Genomic DNA, 20,738 nt, shown 5'->3' with positions numbered 1-20,738 from the left:
TCTATTTTTTAGGCGATCGTCGCTTCTTTTCCGGAGCAAAGACACCCTTGTCTGCAAAGAGCATTGGTGCTGGTTTGTCCGAATCAAGATGCAAAATCTGCAAGAATTCCTTAAACGTTGCGTCGAATTGCTTTCGGGAGCGTGGGTTCATTGCCTCCAGCGCATCGATCATCCATTCCTGCCGCGCGTGCGGAGCCTTCGCGACGATCTTACGACCTTTGTCGGTCAGGTTCAAGACAAGCTGACGAGCATCCTCTTTCGATCGATCTCGCTTGATCAATTTCTTTTCCACCAGCCGCTGCACGACCACGGAAACCGAGCTCTGATGCGTCAGGGTACGGTCCGCCAGATCGTTGAGTGACAAGTCTTCTTCCTCTTTGAGCTTTTGCAAGACAAAGAGTTGTGCTGCCGAAAGTCCAAGTTTTTTCTCCGAATCGCGCGATGCAACACGAAGCGCCTGCACAATGCGGCGGATCGAATTGACGAGATCGCGAGTCTCCTTGGTGACAGTGTGAGTCGTTTTTGCCATAGGGTTATATATGGTTACCCATATATTAGTGAATATAATACACCAAATGAGGGTGGTGTGTTCCGAAAGAACGTGATAATTCCGTGGCTAGGTGTCTAGTCGGGGGCCTAGGAGCACACAGACGCTCAAATATACGAAAAAATGGGAATGCTCACTTATGCCGTCCGCAGGCGGGAAATTAGCACGTCGCCGGCTTCCGTACGCTCGAAGCGGATTCTCCATGCCTTGTATGCCAGCGTGTATGAACCGTCGGATTCCAGAGCGATGCGTTTGTAGGGGTGGGGGCGTATATCGAAGCGAAGCATGCGGCGGACGTGACCGAGAATTGCTGTGCGTTCGGCTTCGGGTAGTTCATTCACTGCCGTGACGAACTCCGGATCGAATACGATCTCACGGACAGTGTCGTTTTGCGGCTCGGAATCGGCGACCCAGCCGGTTCGGGCGCCCGGAAATGCTTCAATTGTTGGAAGATAGGGCTTTATATCGAGAACAGGTGTGTGGTCGAGCATATCGACACCCTCGACAATGAGCGTGCGTCCGCGAATCTCGAGCAGCGTTACCAGCGACAACCCGATCGGGTTCGGCCGGTGGGGCGATCGAGTCGCAAATACACCACGCTTGACACTGGAGCGTGGAGGCAGGACTTTCGGTTTCCAGTTCGTATTCCGATCGAACAGATACACGAGCCAGATTTTTTCGAAGCCGCTGAGGTCAGCGAGCGCCTGTTCGAAATTATGTCCTTTGTCGAGCACCACTCGGCCGAGTGCGAACTCGCCATCTGCACCGGGTTGCCGCGGTGCGGTGTACTTCTCGTGAAATGGCGTGCGAATAACGCCGATCGGAGTAACGGAGTGTGGGGTCGACATTTAGTATTTCACCGAACAACCGTATGAGGTGGTCGTCGTTGTTGTGACCGGTTTGCCGGCAAGCAATGCATTCAGCGCTTCGCGGACATAATTTACATGGGCTGTCTGGCCGCCGTCGGTGGCACGATGATCGTCGATCGCACCCGAGTACCGAAGCACGCCCTGGTTGTCGATCACGAACATGTGCGGGGTGGTCTTGGCGCCATAGAGATGACCGACGGTGCCGGCGGTGTCGATCAGATTCCTAGTAGCATGCGTACCCCACTGCGCCAGCTGTTTCTTCGCGGCCGACGGAGCGAAATACTCGGGGTGATCGGTTCGCGTCGAGTTGATCGTCAGCCAGACCACTCCTTTGCCGGTGTATTCTTGTTGCAGAGCCTGCATATTCCCGCTGAGGTAGTGTCCTTTCGAGAATGGGCATCCTTCGTTGATCCATTCAAGCACGACGATCTTCCCTGTGAAGTCAGAGAGGTGCACCACGTTCCCGTCGAGGTCCGTAGCCGTGAATGCCGGTGCGGGGCTGCCAACCTCGACAACAGATGCGATCGCCGAAGAGGCGGCAATGAGGATCATGAATGCAGCAATGAATGCGCGCATAAAAATTCGATTATATGATACTCAAGAATACGGGGAAGAAGAACCTACTGTTTCGATACGGGAATCGAGACGTCGTACCCAGTCGTGCCGATCAGGGCAACGCCCGTAAGTTTCTCGAGCGGCGCACCCACTGTGCTTGGTTCGATGGTCATGACAACACCGTCGCTTGTTGCGTGGATGGAGTTATACTCGATCACCATATTCTCCTGGTCGTCGGGAAAGAAATCGGTGATCGTATCCGGCGCGGTCTGGAAAAACTTGATGAACACCTGGTATTTGTTATCCTTCGTGACGGAATACGTCGCGGCGCATTTATCGAGGTTGAACCCTGCGCCGGGCTGCGGCAGGCGGGCCGTCCATTTGTCCAGGAGTTTCTGGTCTTCTTTCGCCTGGATCGGGCTCAGAGAATCGAGGTCGAACGTAATCGTTGCTTCCGCGGGCAGACAGACGGATAGACACGCAAGCCAGTTGATCTTGAACGTCAGGCGGTGCGATGCCGCAGGCGATGTCGGCTTGACGCGCACGAGGAAGACCACGTCGTCTTCATATCCGTACGTGATGAGATCCTCCGAGACCATTTTATGCGGTGTCGGGAATTGCAGGGGGCCGATGGAATACTCGGGCGTATTCACCAGCGAAACGATCATTGCGGTACCGGCGTCGCCCGGAGTGCTCCAGTATGTATGCCAGCCGGGTTCGAGTTGGAGCCGGATGCCGAGTGTGAACGGTTTGCCGGGTGTAACGGCGCCGCTTACCAAAGAGAGATGCGACACCTGTTTCCCCTGGAAGACCTGCGCCTTCAGAGAAACGGTCACACAAAGTAGAAGTAGGACGAGAGCTGCCGATCGCATGCGTGTAAAGCGTTCAGAGGTATCTATACACACAGAAGCCCCATGATAATTCCGTATCAAGGGGCTTCTTCGTGTTTCTGTGTTCAAGAAATTCGTCAGTGTGCAATAAAGAGTCGTTTGGTAACGATCTGTCCGGCTGCGCCAATGCGGACGAGATACATCCCGTTCGCAAGCGAATTCGCGTCGATCATGACCGGATGTTCGCCTGCGTCAGCAGTCATTGAAACGATGGTTCGAACTGTGCGACCGAGCATATCGGTCAGGACAACGGAGAACGGCGAACGCTCTGTCGTTGTCACGACGAACGAACTTGCGGCAGATGCAGGATTGGCACTCAGCTCGGAGATCGTGAATGTCGTCCCAACGGTCGCCGGCACATCGGCGTGTGGAGTGACATATGCGCCTGGCGCATTCGACGAACCAGTGCGTGCGCTCCCTTCGAGATCAATCGAAATGCTATTCGAGAGCTCGCCCTGCGGTTCGACCGGCTTGCCGGGTAGGTCGTTCCAGGTGAAATCCGGTGCGGGGTACACGGTGGCACCGAGCAGGAAGCTACCCGTCGAAGGATGCAGATCGCCGAACATGGCGGAAGCGAGATCGGGCTCTTTGAGATTGAGCGTGTTCTCGGTCGTGATCGTCGTCTTGTTGCAGGTAGTGTTCGTATCCTGACATCCCGACGTATCGCTGAGGCCAAGCGGTTTATCGAGCGCACCATTGAAGATGACGTTGCCTTTGATCTGGATATCGTCGTCGGCAAGCGCCGGTTTCGGACAGGTTGCATGGGCCAACGCTTTGCGCGGACCCCACACGCCGAGCTCGGCATACTGTGTTTGCATCCCGGCAGGATTATAGAAGAGATTGTTATAGATGAAGAGATGCTTGTTCGGGATCCAGGCAGCATCGTCATCGGTGGAGTATGAGTGCAGCGTCCCCCATGCTCCGGCAGCGATCAGGTCACTGCAGGTGGACTTATCGCTCGCGCAGGTGCGTCGGCCCAGTCCGGCGACAAAGAGGTTGTCGGCCGATGCGCCACAATCGAAGAACGTATTAAATGCAACGAGCACATCGTAGCAACCCGATGCGATGAACGCTTCCTTCTTGCAATGCTCGAAGGTGTTGTTGTCCACGCGGATGTCATAGACATCGTAATGCAGCCACGGCGTCGTGAAGTCGTAGTCGAGGTACGTCACTCCACCAAGCAGCAGTCCGTTCTGCCCAGCATGCCGTATCTGGTTGCGCTCAAGATAGAGATATGCCGATCCGCTCGAAATGTTGAGCGCCGTCCCCGTAGTCGAATCGAGCGAAGAGCGAAGCATATGGCCATACTGCGATGCGCTCATATAGAGCAGAGCACCGCTGGAATGCTTCAGTGAACAATCTTCGATATAGCAATACTTCGAACCGGTAAAGGCGGCGGTATTCTGCGAGATCAGCGAATCGCTGGTGTTGAAGCCGTCGATCGAACAGTTCTTCAGATACACATGGTCGCAACGCGACGCACTGAACGCGTCCGCACCGCTTGCCGTGACGATGTTGACGCCGACCAAATAAAAGTATTGGCAGTCGCTGACCGACATGAACGGGAGAACGACCGTCCCGGGCCCACCCGATGCCATGAGGATGAGCGGGAATTTCGCCGTCCCTTGGTAACTCATGTACGACGTCGGCGAGACATCGCTCAAGTATGTCCCGGGCATGAGCATGATGCGGTAGCCGGTCGTCGTGAAGGTCGTGGTCGAGGGGACGTATGCCATCGCGACGTTCAGGGTCTTCAGAGCCTTCGTGCTGCTGGAACCGTCGTTGACGTCATTGCCGGCAACCGGATCGACCCAGATCTCTTTTACCGTGGGTGTTCCGATATTGTAATCGGTGTCTGCGTGGAGCGTTCGTGTGGTGAACAGTGTGGTGATCGCCAGCACCGTGCAGAGGGAAGTAATAATTCTGCGCATGGTGTATCCTTTAGCTATGATAGTATGAAGTAGTCCGTAACACAACTCTGTGGCCGAGTCGGGTGAGTGAATTCGACAGAACGAAAATACGTAGGGGGAACACATTGTCCTCAAATTATCTCCCCCCAATCGGCAGGATTTGATCATTCGATCGAGTGAGTAGTGGCTCCGTTTGAACGGTTACGCAGCGGTCATTCTTCGCTTCGCTCAGAATGACCATGCAATACTAACTACAGTCAAACGGAACCATTACCGTCGAGTAAAGGGGAAAATCAATTCGGCGGAAGCAATGTTGCCATCACACATTACTTTTAATAGGAGGCTCGTATGAGAAGGACCACGCTGATCGTATTATGCGCCATTCTATTCCCCCTTGTGCTTCGTGCCCAATCCACCTGTTGTAGCGCCCCGTCTTCGGCAACCGACCGTTTCGCTGCGTTTGCCGCAGATGCCGCGTTCGTTTCCGCCCATGCCGCGCCGTTGCCATACCGTGCGAACCCGACCGGGTGGATGGTCAATTTCGGTTGTTCCGATGGCCGCTCCGGTACCGGTTATTTCGTTCGCTCGGAAAGCCACCCGGAAGATGTGGTGATCGTTGTGCACGAGTGGTGGGGGCTCAACGATTATATCAAATCCGAAGCAGACCGTATCAATAATGAGCTCGGGGTGAGCGTTCTGGCCGTCGATCTCTATGACGGGAAGGTCGCAACGACGCCGGAAGATGCGGGGAAATATGTTCAGGCGATGAAGCCGGAACGTGCAGTCGCTATTCTTGGCGGTGCGATCAAATATCTCGGGACCGATTCGCGCATCGCGACTCTTGGCTGGTGTTTCGGCGGCGGGTGGTCGCATCAGGCTGCGCTGCTTGCAGGCAAACAGGCCGTTGGGTGCGTCATGTACTACGGTATGCCGGAGATGGATCAGGCGAAGCTCAAGGGGCTGAACTGTTCGGTGCTCGGTATCTTCGGAAAGAAAGATAAGTGGATCAATGCAAAGGTGATCGCCGATTTTCAGGCAGCGATGAAGAAAGCAGGCAAGAAGCTGACCGTGTTTAGCTACGATGCCGATCATGCATTTGCAAATCCGAGCAACCCTAACCACGACGAAAAGGCGACCGCCGATGCCTGGAAGCATACCGCAGCATATCTACGGTCGTCGTTTGGCTTGAAGTAATGACAATCGACGAACTCGCACACATCACCGCCGCAAACGGACTCGAACTCAGCGACAACCAGCGCGCCAAGCTTGAACGCTATGGCGCGCTGCTGCGTGAAGCCAATGCCGTGGTGAATCTGATCTCCCGCAAAGACGAGGAGAATATCCTTTCCAAGCATATCCTGCATTCGCTGACTCTCGCAATGCCGTCAGTAATCGGTTTCGCGATCCCGCCGAATGCAACCGTGTTCGACATCGGTACTGGCGGCGGTCTGCCAGGAATACCGCTCAAGATCGTCCGTGACGATCTGCGGATGGTGCTCTGCGATTCGATCGGCAAGAAGATCGCAGCGGTCGAGAAGATCGTGAACCAGCTCGCCCTTGCCGATGTCAACGCGATTGCACAGCGCTCCGAAGTTTTGGCTCAGAACGAGCAACACCGGCGTGCATACGATGTGGTCGTCTCTCGAGCGGTTGCACCGCTCGACGAGCTAATGAAATGGACTGCCGACCTTTTGAAGCCGGGCGGGACACTCCTTTCGCTCAAAGGTGGCGACCTCACGGAAGAAATCACGCGCACGAAGCGCCTGAAGGGTGTGGCCTCGATCGCAGAACGTGCGCTTGCACTTGTCGGATATGAGGATTTCGTGACGGAGGAAAAGAAAGTCGTCATCGTTAGAACCGTTGGCTAACGAGCCCAAGGAGTTACTATGAAGACTGTCTCATTCTGTTTCGCAACGCACAATCACCAGCCGATCGGCAATTTCGAGACCGTCTTCGAAGAGGCGTATGAACGCGCATACCGACCGTTCGTCGAGTTAGCCGCGAAGTTCAACATTCGGTTCTCTACACATTTCTCCGGGATACTGCTCGAATGGCTTGCGACCGCGCATCCCGAGCATATCGCACGGATGCGAGCGATGCATGCGGCCGGAACGCTCGAGTTGATCGGCGGCGGGTTCTACGAACCGATTCTCTCCGTCATTAGCGACCGGGATAAACACGCACAGCTGACGAAGCTTACCGAATATATTCGTTCGGAGATTGGAGCGAACGTCGATGGTCTGTGGTTGGCAGAGCGGGTCTGGGAGCAGCAGCTCTGTGGTCCGATCAAGCGTGCTGGGATGAACTATGTCATTCTCGATGACAGCCATTTCCGTGCTGCCGGACTTCCTGATGACGAACTCAACGGGTATTATCTCACCGAGGATCAAGGATACATGATCGCGGCATTCCCGATCTCGAAGGCACTTCGCTATACGATCCCGTTTCGACCCGTCGATGAAACCATCGCCGTACTTCGCGAACAGGCGAGCGAAACCGGTGGCACCATCGTCACCTTCGCCGACGACGGAGAGAAGTTCGGAGTGTGGCCCAAGACGTACGACCATGTGTACACCGACGGCTGGCTCGAGGAGTTTTTCGCGAAGCTTCACGAGAATCGTTCGTGGATCGTCATGCAACATTTCAGCGAGGCGCTGAAGCATCACCGGCCGAAGGGACGAATATATCTGCCGAATGTCAGTTATGCGGAGATGATGCAATGGGCTCTGCCGAGCGCCGAGGCAAACCGAGACTATGAGTCGTTTGTCCACGACCTCGAACAAGATCCCGACGAGTGGAAGCGGTATGGGCATTTTGTGCGCGGCGGTTTCTGGAGAAACTTCTTTGTAAAGTACCCGGAGTCGAATCATCTTCATAAACGTGCGGCGTTGCTCAGTGAGCGATTCGCCGTGCTTGACCTGTCGCGCTCGGATGTTCGGGCGGCATACTCCGACTTGCTTGCCGCGCAGTGTAACGATCCGTATTGGCACGGTGTCTTTGGCGGCATCTATCTGCCCAACCTTCGTCATGAAGTATACCGCCACTTGCTGGCTGCGGAGCGATATCTCGATGCACGCGAGGCATCGAAGATTCGTGCCACAGTCGTCGATCTCGATCGTGACGGCGTTGAGGATGTTGTATTGTCGAACACCGTATTTACGGTCGTGGTCGATCCTTCGCGAGGAGGATGCATCGGCGAACTTGCATTCAAACCCCGGGCATTCGAGCTTTCGAACTTCATTAACCGCAGACCCGAAGCGTATCATGACAAGCTCAAGCATGCGATCACCGCCGAGCAAGCCAAGGCGACGGCGTCGATTCACGACATCGTGCTTACCAAAGAGGAAGGGTTGCACGAACGGCTTGTCTACGACTGGTACCGTCACGGTTCGATGATCGAGCATTTTCTCTCGGACGATGCGACGGTAGGAGATTTGGTTACGCAGCAGTTTCTCGAGTACGGCGACTTTTTCCGTGCGCAGATGGCACCGCAAGTCACACACGACGGAAAGCGCGCATCGGTCACGTTCGACCACATGGGGAGCGTGCATGCACACGGAGAACCGCATTCCGTTCGGTTGCGCAAATCACTCGAGTTGGTGCATGACTCCAGCGAAATCGTCGTAGAGTATCTGCTTGAAAATCACAGTGGGTCGCAGCTCGATCTGCGGTTCGCAAGCGAATGGACGTTCGGCCTGCTTGCCGGCGATGCGCACGACCGCTATTTCGTGTTCCCGGATCGAATACTCGCGGAAGGGGAGAGAAAACTCTCGTCAGTCGGCGAAGTCGCGGACGTATCGGCAGTATCGCTTGTCGATGAGTGGGGCGGCTATCGAATCGACCTCGCAAGTGCAACGCCGGTAACCGTTTGGCGTGCCCCGATCGAGACGATTGCTTCGAGCGAGGCGGGCTTCGAACGTGTGTATCAGGGCTCGATTGTGTTTTTGGTGCAGAGAATTGCCCTTTCTCCCGGGGATTCGCGGAGCCTACAGCTGCGCATCCGTGTTAGCGAATTATAGGCTAACTTCATGCGCAGCACGCTTCTGATCGCATTCCTGCTCCTTTCTTCCGTGTCCGTCCGGGCGCAGGAACGGCTCGCACTTGCCACCGATTCACTTCCGCATGCGATTACGAGCGCCCCTGCCCCACAGCCCGATCTGAACTCGATGCAGCCCGGAGTACGGTTCGTGCCCGGCGAGATCAACTGGCCGCGCTTCGGAATCGCAAGCGGTATTCTGGCAACGTCGATCGTCGGACTTCACATTTTACAAAGCAATTCGTGGTGGGCGAACGACCGCCGTTCGTTTCATATCTACGACGACCCGGTCTATAAAGCAAACTTCGATAAGTTCGGTCACGTCTTCGGTGCGTATTACACTGCCCACTTCTTCGACGAAGCATTTTCCTGGAGCGGCATGGATAGCGCACAGGCAAATCTCGTCGGTGCGCTCTGCGGCGCGATGTACGAGTTTTATGTCGAGATCGAAGACGGCTATGCGCGCGATTGGGGCTTCTCGCCCGGCGATGCAACCGGCGACCTCGTCGGCGCGACGTTCTATCTGCTGCGCAACCGCATCGACTTTCTTCGCAATTTTCAGTATAAGTGGTTCTATTTCCCGAGTTATCAGGCGCTGCACGGAAGCGGCGACATTAGCGGGCAATCGGTCAACCCGATCGACGACTATGGCGGACAGTCGTATTGGATTACCGCCGACATCCACCGAATGTTGCCGGAAGGTGCAAAAGCATATTGGCCGAAGTGGTTGAACCTTGCGGTTGGATTCGGTGGGTATAATATCGGTAACGAAGCAACGAGTATTTCGGACCCGACCATTAAGCCGCAGGTAGCAACGTATATCGGTCTCGATTTCGACATGGAGAAGATGATCCCGGAATCCGACATCGGCTTCCTGAATTTCATCCGTCGCGGTCTCTCGTACTGGCATTTACCGGCGCCCGCATTTCGGTTGCATCCCGATCCGAAGTTCTATGTGCTCTTCCCGCTGCAAATGACGATCAAGTAAGGCTGAATCAATGAGTGTTCGCAGACCATCTCCGTCGCGCCGACGTACCGAACGAACGAGTAACTCGGCACGTAAGCCGATCTCCGTGATCGTGCCGACGCTTAACGAGGAGAAATTGCTTGCCGGATGTCTGGACCAGTTTACGAGCGAGCTTCGAGAACGCTTCGGCCTTGAACTTGTCGTGAGCGACGGCGGATCGACCGACAACACCGTCGGTATTGCGATGGCCTACGCAGACACGCTCGTCGTGCATGATGCACACTATCGTCAGACGATCTCCGAAGGCCGCAACCGTGGCGCGGCCGCAGCAAGCGGCTCCATCCTCGTCTTTCTCAATGCCGATACCCGGCTTGCAGACCCCAAGATATTCTTCGAGCGGATCGCGATCCGTTTCTCGCTCGATCCGTCGCTTGCGGCGCTTGCAACCCGCGTAGAGGTGTTCCCCGAAGAACGCCGCATTGTCGACAAGCTCTTTCATCGGTTCTTCAATGCATACGTTCATTTCCTGAATATGCTTGGTATCGGTGCCGGACGAGGGGAGTGTCAGATCGTTCGTCGCGCGGTCTTCAACGGCGTCGGCGGATACGATGTCAACTTCCCCGCGGGGGAGGATTTCGATCTGTACAATCGCATCTCCCGATTCGGGAATGTGGTCTTCGATTCGAGGTTGCTCGTGTACGAATCACCTCGTCGTTACCGCAAGTATGGGTACGCTCGTGTATATCGCGATTGGGTCAGAAACGGTCTTCGAACGTTCTTCTCGCGCAAAGCGGCGAGCGAGGTGTGGGAAGAAGTCAGGTAACGCGAGTTCGTCGGTCAGAACTTCGCGAAGACACGGAATTGCAATTCGAACTGCGTCGATTGTGAGAGGCCAAGGCCGAATGCCGGGCCGGCCGTCAGGTCAAGACCGAAGTCGGTGTTCGGTCCGCCCGGGGTACTCGTGATGCCGATCATCGGTGCCAGAATGCTCGCCGAATGAATACCGGTCGAGGCGGTTGCTGTGGTGGCCGAGTAAATACCGTAAAATCCGAGCTTCACGACCGGTGACACAACACCGTCGAAGAGTTTGACCGGCGAATAGCCAAGCTGCAAGCCGAGCGACTTCGGCGATTTGAAGATCTGCGAGAAGTTTGTCGGCGCGTCGTAGGTCAGGTACGGCACGCTCGTCGAGTACATCACGCCATACGATACATCAAGGCTCAGGGCTGGGAAGGCCGATTCGACGCCGGCGAACAGATTCATCCCGCTGATCGCGCCGAAGCCCAGACCGCCACGGATACGAAGACCGGAGATGTTATCTTTATTCGCATCGACGATCTTCTTGAGCGCTTCTTTTTCTCCGCGCTCCTTCTTGAGTGTTTCGTTGAGCAGTTCGGTCCGCACTTGCGCGGCTTCGACGGCATGGTTCAGATCGGCAAGTAATTGCTGCGTATTTACTTTCTTGCCGCCGACTTCGAGCGTATCGGCATCGACCATTGCAACGCCGTGACCGACGATCACCGGCTCGCTCTTGTCAAAGCTCTTGGTCTCGGTGAAGAGGACGGCGTTCGTTGCCGGATCGGTGGCCGTCAGGCGGTAGCGGTAGGTGCCGTTCGGAAATTGTTTGACGTCATGTTCCGCGAGGTAATCGGCTGGCGGTACGACGGAGTCGATTACGTGAAGCGGATGGTTCGGATCGACGACCGAAAGAAGATCGAGTTGTACATGAGCCTGTTCGGCGATCGTGTAGGGGATCGATACGGTCGACGAGATCGACGAGACATTTGCCTTGCCGAGCGAGAAGTTCAGGCGTTCGCCGTTGAGCAGAATGTCCTCTTTGAAATGCTGTGCGAAATCTTCGTAGAAGTTGAGCGTCGAACCGTCGTCGAGGCGGACGATGAAGTGCTTGTTATCGTTGCCGGAGGTTTCGAGGCGCAGGCGGACGGGCTCACCGAGTTTCAGGGTGAACTCCTTGGCGTACCGCTCGAACGGCACTTTGTTGTCGGTTCGGTTCGATTCGATCGCGCGCTGCAATACGCAATAGAACGAGATCGAATCGGTGCGGCCGACATTCATCGGTTTCGGAAGCGGCAGAAGACCGATATAGACGGTATAGGATGCTTCGTCACCCGTGAGTACTTTCGTAAGGTTGCTGACGATCGGCAGTGAAAGCGGCGTGCGGGCGGAGCCGACGAAATACATGACCGAACGCGATGCGCTGGGCATCACCGTATCGCTCAGGCGTCGGCCTTCCGGCGAATAGGTCATGTACCGCGGCAACAGATTGAAGCTCGATTCGTGCAGTACGACCTCGCCGGTCGGCGCATCGGTACGAACGTAGTTGGCTTCGACTCTCAGATGCTCGGGCATCAGCGCCGGGCCGTACTGCTGACGCAGCCGATCGAGGCGGTCGTGCATGAGGTCGTCGATCGAGCGCAGAAACTCGGTCGGGTCGGCTTTGCCGCGGGTCGGTTGGTCGGGGGCGTCGCGATGGGTGGGTTGTGAACGAACCGTCTGCCCAAAAAGCATGACAATAGCCACAAGTACCGAAGTACCTGCGGCTATTGTCATACGGCTTCGTGAGATCAATTCATTCACCATAACAAACTTCTACACTGCCATCCGTTGCTCGCCACCACGGACATTCCGAGCGGACAAGCGACGCGAGGGACTGCGTAACGATCAGAGTTGATCCTGCGACGTGATCACGACGGCCTGCGTCGCCTTGATCAGCTTCGCATAGCGGTGCGAGGCCATCGCTGCAGCCGGATCCTTCTCTTCGGCCGGGGCCGGAGTCGTCTGCGTTGCAACGGTGGTTGCAGGCGGGGTCTGTGCGTTCGTGTTCACCTGATTGTTCTGCATTGCCGCGATCTGCGCCGTTTGTGTGTGGCTCGGAGCATGTTCGCGTTTCATGACGGCCGGGGCCGTCTGGGTCGATGCAGTCGGTTCGGCGACCGAGGAGGCATTCGGTGCCGGCGTCGTTACGATCTGAGCAGAAGAAGCAGGTGCGCTTGGCGCATTCGCAGCGACTTCGACAACTTGCTGGCCTTGATGGCCGATGACCCAGCCGAAGATCGCGAACACGACGAGCGCGAGCGCATACGCCGAGCGGCGGGCCCAGAGCGACTTCGTGCGAACGACGGTCGTCGAACCCGGAATCGGCGAAGCCATCGGGGCGCGTTCCGGCATACGAACGGTCTTGCGGCTGCGCGAGATCTCGCCTGCGAGCGTTGCGCGCACACGCGAATCGACTGCCTTCGGCAGTGCGAATCGGCGGTCGCCGCGGCTGCGCGAAAATGCGGCGTCGAGCGCCGTAAATTCTGCAGCGGCAGTTGCCAGCTCGGGCGATGCCTTCATCGAGGCTTCCACCTCGGCAGCAGGCGTGAGCGTCAGCTCGCCGTCAAGCCAGGCGACGATGTGTTCGTCCGTGATGTTGGGAGTCGGTTTATTCATTGTCGTCATCCTCTTCCTTTGCCGTAGGAGCAGAGCTCCCGGCAGCATATTCTGCACCCAGAATTGGGTACAACACTTTACGTAATCGCTTCTTTGCCCTGAAGACTCGTATACGAATCGTCGAGAGCGATGTTCCTGTCAGCTTCCCGATCTCTTCGTAGGTCAGCCCTTCGTACTCCGAGAGCATGAGCGCTTCGCGGTAGGTCTCGGGCAGTTCGGCGATGGCTTTCAGCAGCAGATCGGTCTGTTCCTTTGCCGAAAGCTGTTCGAGCGGATCGTCGCCGCGGCTGAAGTGTGCGCCGCGTTCGAGTGCTTCGTCTTCGCTGACGAGATCCGGGTCGATCGAGCCGTTGGTCGAGTGCAAATTCCGCAGGCCGCGTTTCTTCGAGCTGAGGCAGGTATTACGGGTAACCGTAAAGATCCATGCCCTGAATTCGCCGTGACGGAAGCTGTTGCGATATTGCGAGACCCTCAGGAATATCTCCTGAAACGTATCCTCGACAAGCTCTTCGGTCAGTCCGGCCGAAAGCAGTACCCGGGCACAGTAGGAGTAGACACTGGCGCGGTAACGCTCGTAGAGGATAAAGAAGGCTTTGTCGTCGCCGTCTTGATACTTGCGGAAATATTCCTCGTCGTTGATCGGGTCCCGGCTGTCAATGAACGAATCGGTGAAACTCTTGGCGACATGGGGTTTCTTCTTGAGTTGCCCATTCGCAAAGAAGCGCGACGCTTCGGGTGGCTCGGCAGAGAAGTCCTCGGCCAGCGCGCCAGACGTCGTGCCCGGTTCGGGTTCACCACCCTCCAGGCTCAACTCGTCGTCTAAACCACGTATGGGATACTCCTCAGCAGGCACTGACACATCCTCCGGTTCGTCCTCATCAATCACGCCGGACAACTCCGGACTGCGACCGATGCTCCCTCTGCGTGGTGTAGTTTCAGACGCTTTGCTATAAGAACTTTGCGTCCGCTAATTAATTACACCCGAGAGGCGTGGAAACCCTATTTTACCGCAATTTTTGGATAACAACGCATTCATGAACGCGCAATCCCTAAGAATGTTTACAAGTGGGTAAACGGGGGGTGAGATTTTGCGTCCAAGCATTCTCAAAATGCTCGTTTCTATTTGAACGTTCCGAAGCCGATGGGTCGTGACAATCGCTCTCGGTGTCGGATGGTTCGGTTCGGACCGTAACGATCTGGAGGCAGTAGGTGCCCGTAATATTATCTTCTCGAGGAGCCGCAGTATCTTCAATCCAGTAGGACGGACTCTTAGTCCGTCCCGTTTCGGTCTGTACGAACTATTGAGGTAACCCCGAAGGGATTCTTCGCTTCGCTCAGAATGACAGGTGGGGTAAGGGGAGACTGCGGCTTTGCCGCATTGAGTCCGGCAGGACGGCCACAGGCGTAGCCCACGAATTCATTCGTGGGCGGGGGGTGGGGGCAGGACCGAATATTCGTGGTTGCCGAAAGGGGACGGACTAAGAGTCCGTCCTACTTGCTTGGGCAAGGTTGAGACACAACCACCGTACCGACTGTTACGAAACTGATCGCATTAATAGAGCACATGGCGACGCGTAACGCATCTACATCAACGGAACGGTTGGAGAACGACCTCGAGTCGTCGCTTCGGCCGAAGCAATTCGACGAATTCGTCGGGCAGCCGGGTATTGTCGAAAATCTTCGGATCTTCATCCAAGCGGCGAAGCAACGTGGCGAAGCGCTCGATCATGCGCTCTTTACCGGTCCGCCGGGACTTGGCAAGACGACGCTTGCGAATATCATCGCCAGCGAAATGGGTTCGTCGATCAAGACGACGTCCGGCCCCGTGCTCGAACGCCCGGGCGATCTGGCCGGCCTGCTGACAAATCTCGAAGAAGGCGATGTGCTCTTCATCGACGAGATTCACCGGCTCTCTGCAGCAGTTGAAGAGTACTTGTACTCGGCGATGGAGGATTACACGCTCGATATCATGATCGACTCCGGTCCGGCGGCACGCTCGGTCCAGATCGAGCTAAAGCCGTTCACGCTGGTCGGCGCGACGACCCGTGCGGGTCTTCTCTCGGCGCCGCTTCGCTCTCGTTTCGGCATTACGAACCGGTTGGATTATTACGACGCGAAAACACTCCAGCAGATCATCGAGCGCAGCGCCCGTATCATCGGCGTCGAGATCGAGCACGAGGGATCGCTCGAGTTGGCGCGCCGATCACGAGGCACGCCGCGTATTGCGAACAGATTGTTACATCGCACTCGCGACTTTGCACAGGTCAAAGGAAGTGGCAAGATCACCCGAGAGATCGCACTTGTCGCGCTGACGGCATTGGAAGTGGATGAACACGGTCTCGACGAAATGGACAAGCGCATCCTGCTTGCGATCATCGAGAAGTTCGGCGGCGGACCCGTCGGCGTCGGGACGATCGCTGTCAGTGTCGGCGAAGAGCCTGGGACCATCGAAGAAGTCTACGAGCCGTTCTTGATACAGGAAGGCTTCATCAAGCGCACGCCGCGCGGCCGCGAAGTGACCGAGCTCGCCTACCGCCACTTCGGCATCGACCCGAAACGCAATGCAGACCTCTTCGGAACACTGTGATGGGGCTACTTCGGGTTGTAGAACACAACCCTGCATTGCGGAGTGGTTTGAATACCGAGCGTATCGAACTGCAATAGGGTGACATTTTTCGAATATGACCCGTCCCAACGTTCACTATCGCTATAGCTCAGTCCGACAGAGCGCCACAGGTTAGGATCATTCATGACGAACGATACAGAGTCGTCGTGAATGGCTTCGAGTGAAAGCTTCGGTACTCTGATACTCAGATACGACATTCGGTAATTATCGGGATCCGGCGACTGCGATGATGACGAACCAGCCAAGACCGATACAAAGCACGTCAGATCGGACACGCCACCGGATGCACTACCGCAGGTGCCGCGGATCAACGATCGATCGGAACAGTAAGTGTCTTCCGAACCGCCGCCCGTCGTGAGGTTCAGGATTCGATAGCAGGATTTCATGGAAAACTCGGAGTCCTGCCAATCGATCGAATACGACGTATCGTAGTTCTCAAATCGGTATAGCCGTTCTGACCAGATATCGTTCGAGGCGCCAGGATCGAAACTGCTTTGTATTACACCGTACCGAACAAGCGTACTTGCAGTCATATAGACGCGAACCTTCGTCATCGGACGCAAATAGGAAACGAGATCGGCACCGACCGGCCCCGAGCTGCCAACGATCGTATTGTCGCATCCGGCTGCGAGCAGCGATATGGCTGCAATCATTGCCCACCGATATTGAGGTCTCATGGATATGCAACACGGTTGTATGTGAAAAGTAGCGGACTGCAGGGACGAAGCGAAGCGGCTTCGTGTTTTAAAGATTACATTAAGCCCCGTATTCCAATGAAAGGCACTCCGTTAACCGAGAAAACCTATTCGTATATCGTCGATCTCTTTGCGCGAGAAGAGGTGATGCTGCTCGAATTAATGCAGCATCGCGCGACCGAACGCGGCGTCCCGCCGATCATGATCTCCGAAGAGCAGGCGAAGTTCATCGGATTCTTTCTCAAAGCGATGAATGCAACACGTGTACTTGACGTCGGGACGCTCTTCGGCTACAGCGCCGCGATCATGGCGCGTGCGATCGGTGCAGGCGGCGAAGTCGTCACGCTGGAGTTCGAATCGCTGCATGCCGCCGTTGCTCGCGATAATTTTAAGCATTTGAATCTTACCAATATTCAACTGCTGCACGGGCCGGCACTCGACCACATGAAGACCATGCCCGACAATTACTTCGATTTTATTCTCATCGATGCGGACAAACCGAATTACGTCAACTACCTCAAGGAAGCGCTCCGCCTGGTTCGCAACGGTGGTGTGATTGCGGGCGACAATGCGCTTGCCTGGGGCAAGATCGCGGATAAGGATTTGCCGACGACGGACCCCGACTTCGTCAGCGCCACAGCGATGCAACAGTTCAACGCCGAGTTCGCAGCGCTGAAGAACGTCTTCGGATGCATCGTTCCGGTCGGCGACGGGATGGCGATGGGGATCGTCACGAAGTAACCTTGAGTATCACACTCTGAGAGAGAGTATAGATCGAACGAAAGAAGTTGTTGAATTACGTACATAGTGACACGATCACAACCTGTATTGATCGTAACATCGGATCACAATGGAATTTGGGAAAGTAGAAACATCGCTTCTTGAGAGTGTGAATTTCCGGCTTCCGCCGGATCCTCAGTCGTCTCGAAGCGTACTTGCGGCAGCGAAGAAGAAACGGCCGAAGAAGCCGATCGTGAAAGTTGGCGGTGCGAAATGGGGTCGCAAGGATTGGATCAATAAGATCTATCCGAAGGGGACGAAAGAAGCGAATTTCCTCGAGGTGTATGCGAGCATGTTCGAGACGATCGAAATGAACTCGCTATTTTATCGGATACAACCTTCCTCGGTTGTCGAAAAATGGACCACGAAAGTCGGACCGAATTTCACCTTCTGCCCGAAGTTCTACCAGGGTATTACCCATATCAAACGACTCAAGGATGCCGAAGAGTGGACGAATGCATTTCTGAATTCAATTTCCGGATTCGGAAAACATATCGGACCGTCATTCATTCAATTGTCGGATAATTTCGGTCCGAAAAATTTCGATATTCTTTCGGCCTATCTCTCGTCGTTGCCAACGGACCTCGATGTGTTTCTGGAGGTTCGTCATAAGGATTGGTTTCTTCCCGAACACACCGAGCGGTTATTTGCTTTGTTGCGGGAGCGGAACCAGGGGTGGGTAATCACCGACACCTCCGGCCGCCGAGATTGCTTGCACATGCAACTGCCGGTGCCGAGGGCGTTCATTCGGTATGTGGGGAATAATTTACATCCGACGGACTTTACCCGAATCGACGAATGGGCCGAACGCACACGCGAATGGCTCGATCAGGGCATGCATTCGGTATATTTTTTTGTTCATCAGCACGACGAGTTATATGCTCCGGAATTGCTGCACTATAGTACGAAGCGGTTCAATGAAGTATGCGGGGCCACCATGCCCGTCCCGAAGCTTCTGACCGAATCCATGTCACTGTTTTAGAAATGACTGACCAAGCCAACCCCACGAATACACGCATTGCTCTCATCTTCACCGGCGGTACGATCTCGGTAACGACCGACAAGAACGCCGGCCCTGTGCCAAATCTCAAAGGCAGCGAGATACTCGACCGTATCCCCGAGATCGGGAAATACTTGCCGCATGTGGAGATCAGTGTGTTCGATTTTGCAATCTTGCCCGGACCGCACATGTCGCCGGCAATGATGACAACGCTGGCCGATTTCACCAGCGCGGTGCTCGAAAGTTGCGACGGCGTGGTGATCACACACGGCACCGATTCGCTTGAAGAAAGCGCGTACTTCCTCGACCTGGCGCTCGACACACCGAAGCCTGTGGTCTTCACCGGTGCGATGCATCACTCGATGGATGCCGGGTGGGACGGCGCTCGGAATTTGATCGATGCGATCGGCGTGGCCTCGAGCGAGAAGTATCGCGGCGAAGGAGTACTGGTCGTGATGAACGGCGAGATCGACGCCGCACAGTCGGTAACGAAATCACATACGACACGAACGGATACGTTCAAGTCGCTCGACTTCGGTCCGCTCGGCACGGTGAACATCCTCGGCTCTGCACCGCCGGAGAAACGTCGAGTAGCTCACAAGCGGGTCCACATCCCACTGACGGAAGACGGTGAACTTCCGCGGGTCGAACTCTTCAAGACCTATGCCGGCATGGACGACCAACTCTTCGCCTACGCATTGGAGAAAGGTGTCAACGGTATCGTCGTCGAAGCAATGGGGCAGGGCAACGTCCCGCCGGGTGCACTCAACGGTATCGCCCGGGCCTGTGAACGGAAGATCCCGGTCGTCATCGTCTCCCGCTGCCCGAGCGGAGCGGTACGACCGTACTATGCATACGAAGGTGCGGGCAGAGAGCTTGAACGATTGGGCTGCCTGTTCGCACCGTACCTCAACGGACAGAAAGCCCGGCTAAAGCTTATGCTGGCGCTTGCTGCGAACTACAATGCCGAGGCGCTGTCGCAGCTCTTCATGCTTGATTAGTCCGTAAACAACACAGGCGGCCATCGGCCGCCTGTAGAACAACGTGTTTATTGTCAGATAGACGCTGCTACTTCTTTGCAGTGGATTTTCCTCCGGCGGCTGTGTTCGACGCTTGATTGCCAAGCTGACGAACGTACTGCGCCAGCGGCGCGAATTCATCTTCTTTGATGGTGCCTTCCCATGTCGGCATCTTCGTACCGGGGTTGAGCTTCGACGGGTTCTTGATCCAGGCGATGAGCTCTTCATCGGAGTGATACTTCCTGCACGCCTTGGTCAGGTCGCACATCCCGATGCCGTTCTGGCCGTGACAGGCGTAGCATGCATACTTATAGTACACCTTCGCACCTTCCGACGGATCGGCATTGACATACTTCAACTCCGTATTGCGGTTGACGACGTTCTGCTGCACCGGCACGGTCTTGAGATACTCGAAGATGCAGACGATCTCGGAATCGGTCAGCTCCGGGAAGCGGGCCATCGGGTAACGCAGCGCCCGGTTGTCGGGGCGAATGCCGTCGCGCAATGCCCGAAGGAATGTCTCCTTCGACCACTTGCCGATCCCATGTTCCGGGCTCATGGTGATGTTCGCCGTGTAGATCGGCTTGCCCATCGCGTCGTTCATCTCGTTGCCACCGCCGAAATAGCCGACCGACTTCTCCGGTACCATTTCGTCGTTGGTCTTGAAGTCGGCGCTGTGGCACTGATAACAACCGATCACACCTGTCGCCCAGTATTTGCCGACCGCCACCGCATTGTTCGCCGGCGGATTCGGGATCTCGGTCGTGGGGTATGGCAACGGCTTGAAGACGAAATTGCCGAGGAACAGCGCAAGCATCGATGGCTCTTCGGCCGTATCCATCGCCGGATGCGGAGCGACGAGCGAATCGTCCGAACGCAGGTAGGCGATCACCGACTGCAGATCTTCTTCCGAGACGTTCGGGAATTTCGGCATATACGGCGGCACATACTCATTATTCTTATGAATGCCGGTGCGCAAGAAATAGAGGATTTCGCCATCGCTCCACGAGCCGATGCCATTCGTCTTGTCGTTGGTAATATTATGTGAATAGATCTTGCCGAAGACGGCAGGCATCTCCGGCAGATAATGCCCGGTGAGCCGATTGGTTGACGGATTGTAATGGCAATCGTAGCAGAGTAGATGCACGATCTTCGCGCCGCGTGCTATGCGATCCGGGCTGGATTGCACATGGATGTTCGGACGATGGAGATCGGCCTCGCTGAACTTCGGGAAGCCGTGCATCTTCAGATACCCGAGAAAGCCGAGTATCAGAATAACCACGCAACCCAGGACGATCCCCAGGATCTTGAAGAATTTTTTCATCGGTTGTGGGTGAATGATGTGAATGACATCTCGAATACACGTAATGCAATGCCTCGGATGTCAGTGA

Annotated in this window: 19 protein-coding genes; 9 read left to right on the top strand and 10 right to left on the bottom strand. The window is 55.7% G+C overall.

Annotated elements, in window-relative coordinates:
• Position 1: 1 nt before the first annotated feature.
• The 5 genes from JSS75_03665 to JSS75_03645 all read right to left on the bottom strand — a co-directional run bounded on the left by JSS75_03665 (position 2) and on the right by JSS75_03645 (position 4,792).
• Positions 2-529, bottom strand: coding sequence for a MarR family transcriptional regulator (locus JSS75_03665; GenBank protein MBS1902780.1), 528 nt, complete (start codon positions 527-529; stop codon positions 2-4).
• A 155-nt stretch (positions 530-684) separates the two neighbouring features.
• Positions 685-1,395 (bottom strand): tRNA (N6-threonylcarbamoyladenosine(37)-N6)-methyltransferase TrmO, encoded by a 711-nt coding sequence (gene tsaA, locus JSS75_03660; GenBank protein MBS1902779.1) that lies wholly within the window; start codon positions 1,393-1,395, stop codon positions 685-687.
• Complete coding sequence (locus JSS75_03655) at positions 1,396-1,992, bottom strand: thioredoxin family protein (GenBank protein ID MBS1902778.1); 597 nt, start codon at positions 1,990-1,992, stop codon at positions 1,396-1,398.
• 44 nt (positions 1,993-2,036) lie between these two features.
• A complete protein-coding gene (locus JSS75_03650; protein ID MBS1902777.1) occupies positions 2,037-2,807 on the bottom strand; it encodes a hypothetical protein in 771 nt (256 codons plus the stop codon).
• Positions 2,808-2,938: 131 nt separating this feature from the next.
• Positions 2,939-4,792 (bottom strand): right-handed parallel beta-helix repeat-containing protein, encoded by a 1,854-nt coding sequence (locus tag JSS75_03645; GenBank protein ID MBS1902776.1) that lies wholly within the window; start codon positions 4,790-4,792, stop codon positions 2,939-2,941.
• 327 nt (positions 4,793-5,119) lie between these two features.
• Between JSS75_03645 and JSS75_03640 the strand changes: the two genes are divergently transcribed.
• The 5 genes from JSS75_03640 to JSS75_03620 are packed head-to-tail and all read left to right on the top strand — an operon-like array spanning position 5,120 to position 10,597.
• The gene (locus tag JSS75_03640; GenBank protein ID MBS1902775.1) at positions 5,120-5,965 is read left to right on the top strand and encodes a dienelactone hydrolase family protein; all 846 of its coding nucleotides are present in this window, start codon (positions 5,120-5,122) and stop codon (positions 5,963-5,965) included.
• Positions 5,965-6,639, top strand: coding sequence for a 16S rRNA (guanine(527)-N(7))-methyltransferase RsmG (gene rsmG, locus JSS75_03635; GenBank protein MBS1902774.1), 675 nt, complete (start codon positions 5,965-5,967; stop codon positions 6,637-6,639). Before JSS75_03640 ends, rsmG begins: the two co-directional genes overlap by 1 nt.
• An 18-nt stretch (positions 6,640-6,657) precedes the next feature.
• A complete protein-coding gene (locus tag JSS75_03630; protein MBS1902773.1) occupies positions 6,658-8,790 on the top strand; it encodes a DUF1926 domain-containing protein in 2,133 nt (710 codons plus the stop codon).
• Between the two features lie 9 nt (positions 8,791-8,799).
• Positions 8,800-9,795: a DUF2279 domain-containing protein gene (locus JSS75_03625; GenBank protein MBS1902772.1), complete on the top strand. Its 996-nt coding sequence runs from the start codon at positions 8,800-8,802 to the stop codon at positions 9,793-9,795.
• Positions 9,796-9,805: 10 nt separating this feature from the next.
• A complete protein-coding gene (locus tag JSS75_03620) occupies positions 9,806-10,597 on the top strand; it encodes a glycosyltransferase (protein ID MBS1902771.1) in 792 nt (263 codons plus the stop codon).
• A 14-nt stretch (positions 10,598-10,611) separates the two neighbouring features.
• On the opposite strand, the gene JSS75_03615 is transcribed toward JSS75_03620, so the two are convergent.
• The 3 genes from JSS75_03615 to JSS75_03605 form a co-directional block, all read right to left on the bottom strand.
• Positions 10,612-12,345, bottom strand: coding sequence for a hypothetical protein (locus tag JSS75_03615; GenBank protein MBS1902770.1), 1,734 nt, complete (start codon positions 12,343-12,345; stop codon positions 10,612-10,614).
• A 111-nt stretch (positions 12,346-12,456) separates the two neighbouring features.
• Complete coding sequence (locus JSS75_03610; protein ID MBS1902769.1) at positions 12,457-13,227, bottom strand: hypothetical protein; 771 nt, start codon at positions 13,225-13,227, stop codon at positions 12,457-12,459.
• Positions 13,220-14,122 carry an RNA polymerase sigma factor gene (locus JSS75_03605; GenBank protein MBS1902768.1) on the bottom strand — a complete coding sequence of 301 codons (903 nt, stop codon included), beginning with the start codon at positions 14,120-14,122 and terminating at the stop codon, positions 13,220-13,222. The genes JSS75_03610 and JSS75_03605 overlap by 8 nt, the downstream gene beginning before the upstream one ends.
• A gap of 669 nt (positions 14,123-14,791) precedes the next feature.
• Here JSS75_03605 and ruvB point away from each other — a divergent pair.
• Positions 14,792-15,814, top strand: coding sequence for a Holliday junction branch migration DNA helicase RuvB (gene ruvB / locus JSS75_03600; protein MBS1902767.1), 1,023 nt, complete (start codon positions 14,792-14,794; stop codon positions 15,812-15,814).
• Positions 15,815-15,819: 5 nt separating this feature from the next.
• On the opposite strand, the gene JSS75_03595 is transcribed toward ruvB, so the two are convergent.
• Positions 15,820-16,506: a hypothetical protein gene (locus JSS75_03595; GenBank protein MBS1902766.1), complete on the bottom strand. Its 687-nt coding sequence runs from the start codon at positions 16,504-16,506 to the stop codon at positions 15,820-15,822.
• A 120-nt stretch (positions 16,507-16,626) separates the two neighbouring features.
• Between JSS75_03595 and JSS75_03590 the strand changes: the two genes are divergently transcribed.
• The 3 genes from JSS75_03590 to JSS75_03580 all read left to right on the top strand — a co-directional run bounded on the left by JSS75_03590 (position 16,627) and on the right by JSS75_03580 (position 19,329).
• Positions 16,627-17,289 carry an O-methyltransferase gene (locus JSS75_03590; protein MBS1902765.1) on the top strand — a complete coding sequence of 221 codons (663 nt, stop codon included), beginning with the start codon at positions 16,627-16,629 and terminating at the stop codon, positions 17,287-17,289.
• Positions 17,290-17,398: 109 nt separating this feature from the next.
• Entirely contained in the window at positions 17,399-18,310 is a 912-nt protein-coding gene (locus JSS75_03585) for a DUF72 domain-containing protein (protein ID MBS1902764.1), read from the top strand.
• A 2-nt stretch (positions 18,311-18,312) separates the two neighbouring features.
• On the top strand, positions 18,313-19,329 hold the full coding sequence (locus JSS75_03580) for an asparaginase (protein ID MBS1902763.1): 1,017 nt from the start codon (positions 18,313-18,315) through the stop codon (positions 19,327-19,329).
• A 67-nt stretch (positions 19,330-19,396) separates the two neighbouring features.
• Here JSS75_03580 and JSS75_03575 read toward each other — a convergent pair whose 3' ends face one another.
• The gene (locus JSS75_03575) at positions 19,397-20,671 is read right to left on the bottom strand and encodes a c-type cytochrome (GenBank protein MBS1902762.1); all 1,275 of its coding nucleotides are present in this window, start codon (positions 20,669-20,671) and stop codon (positions 19,397-19,399) included.
• Positions 20,672-20,738: the final 67 nt, after the last annotated feature.

The organism is Bacteroidota bacterium, assembly GCA_018266755.1.
Taxonomy (GTDB): domain Bacteria; phylum Bacteroidota; class Ignavibacteria; order Palsa-1295; family Palsa-1295; genus JAFDZW01.
Note: the sequence above shows the minus strand (reverse complement) of the source record. Positions and strands in the feature narration are given on the sequence as shown.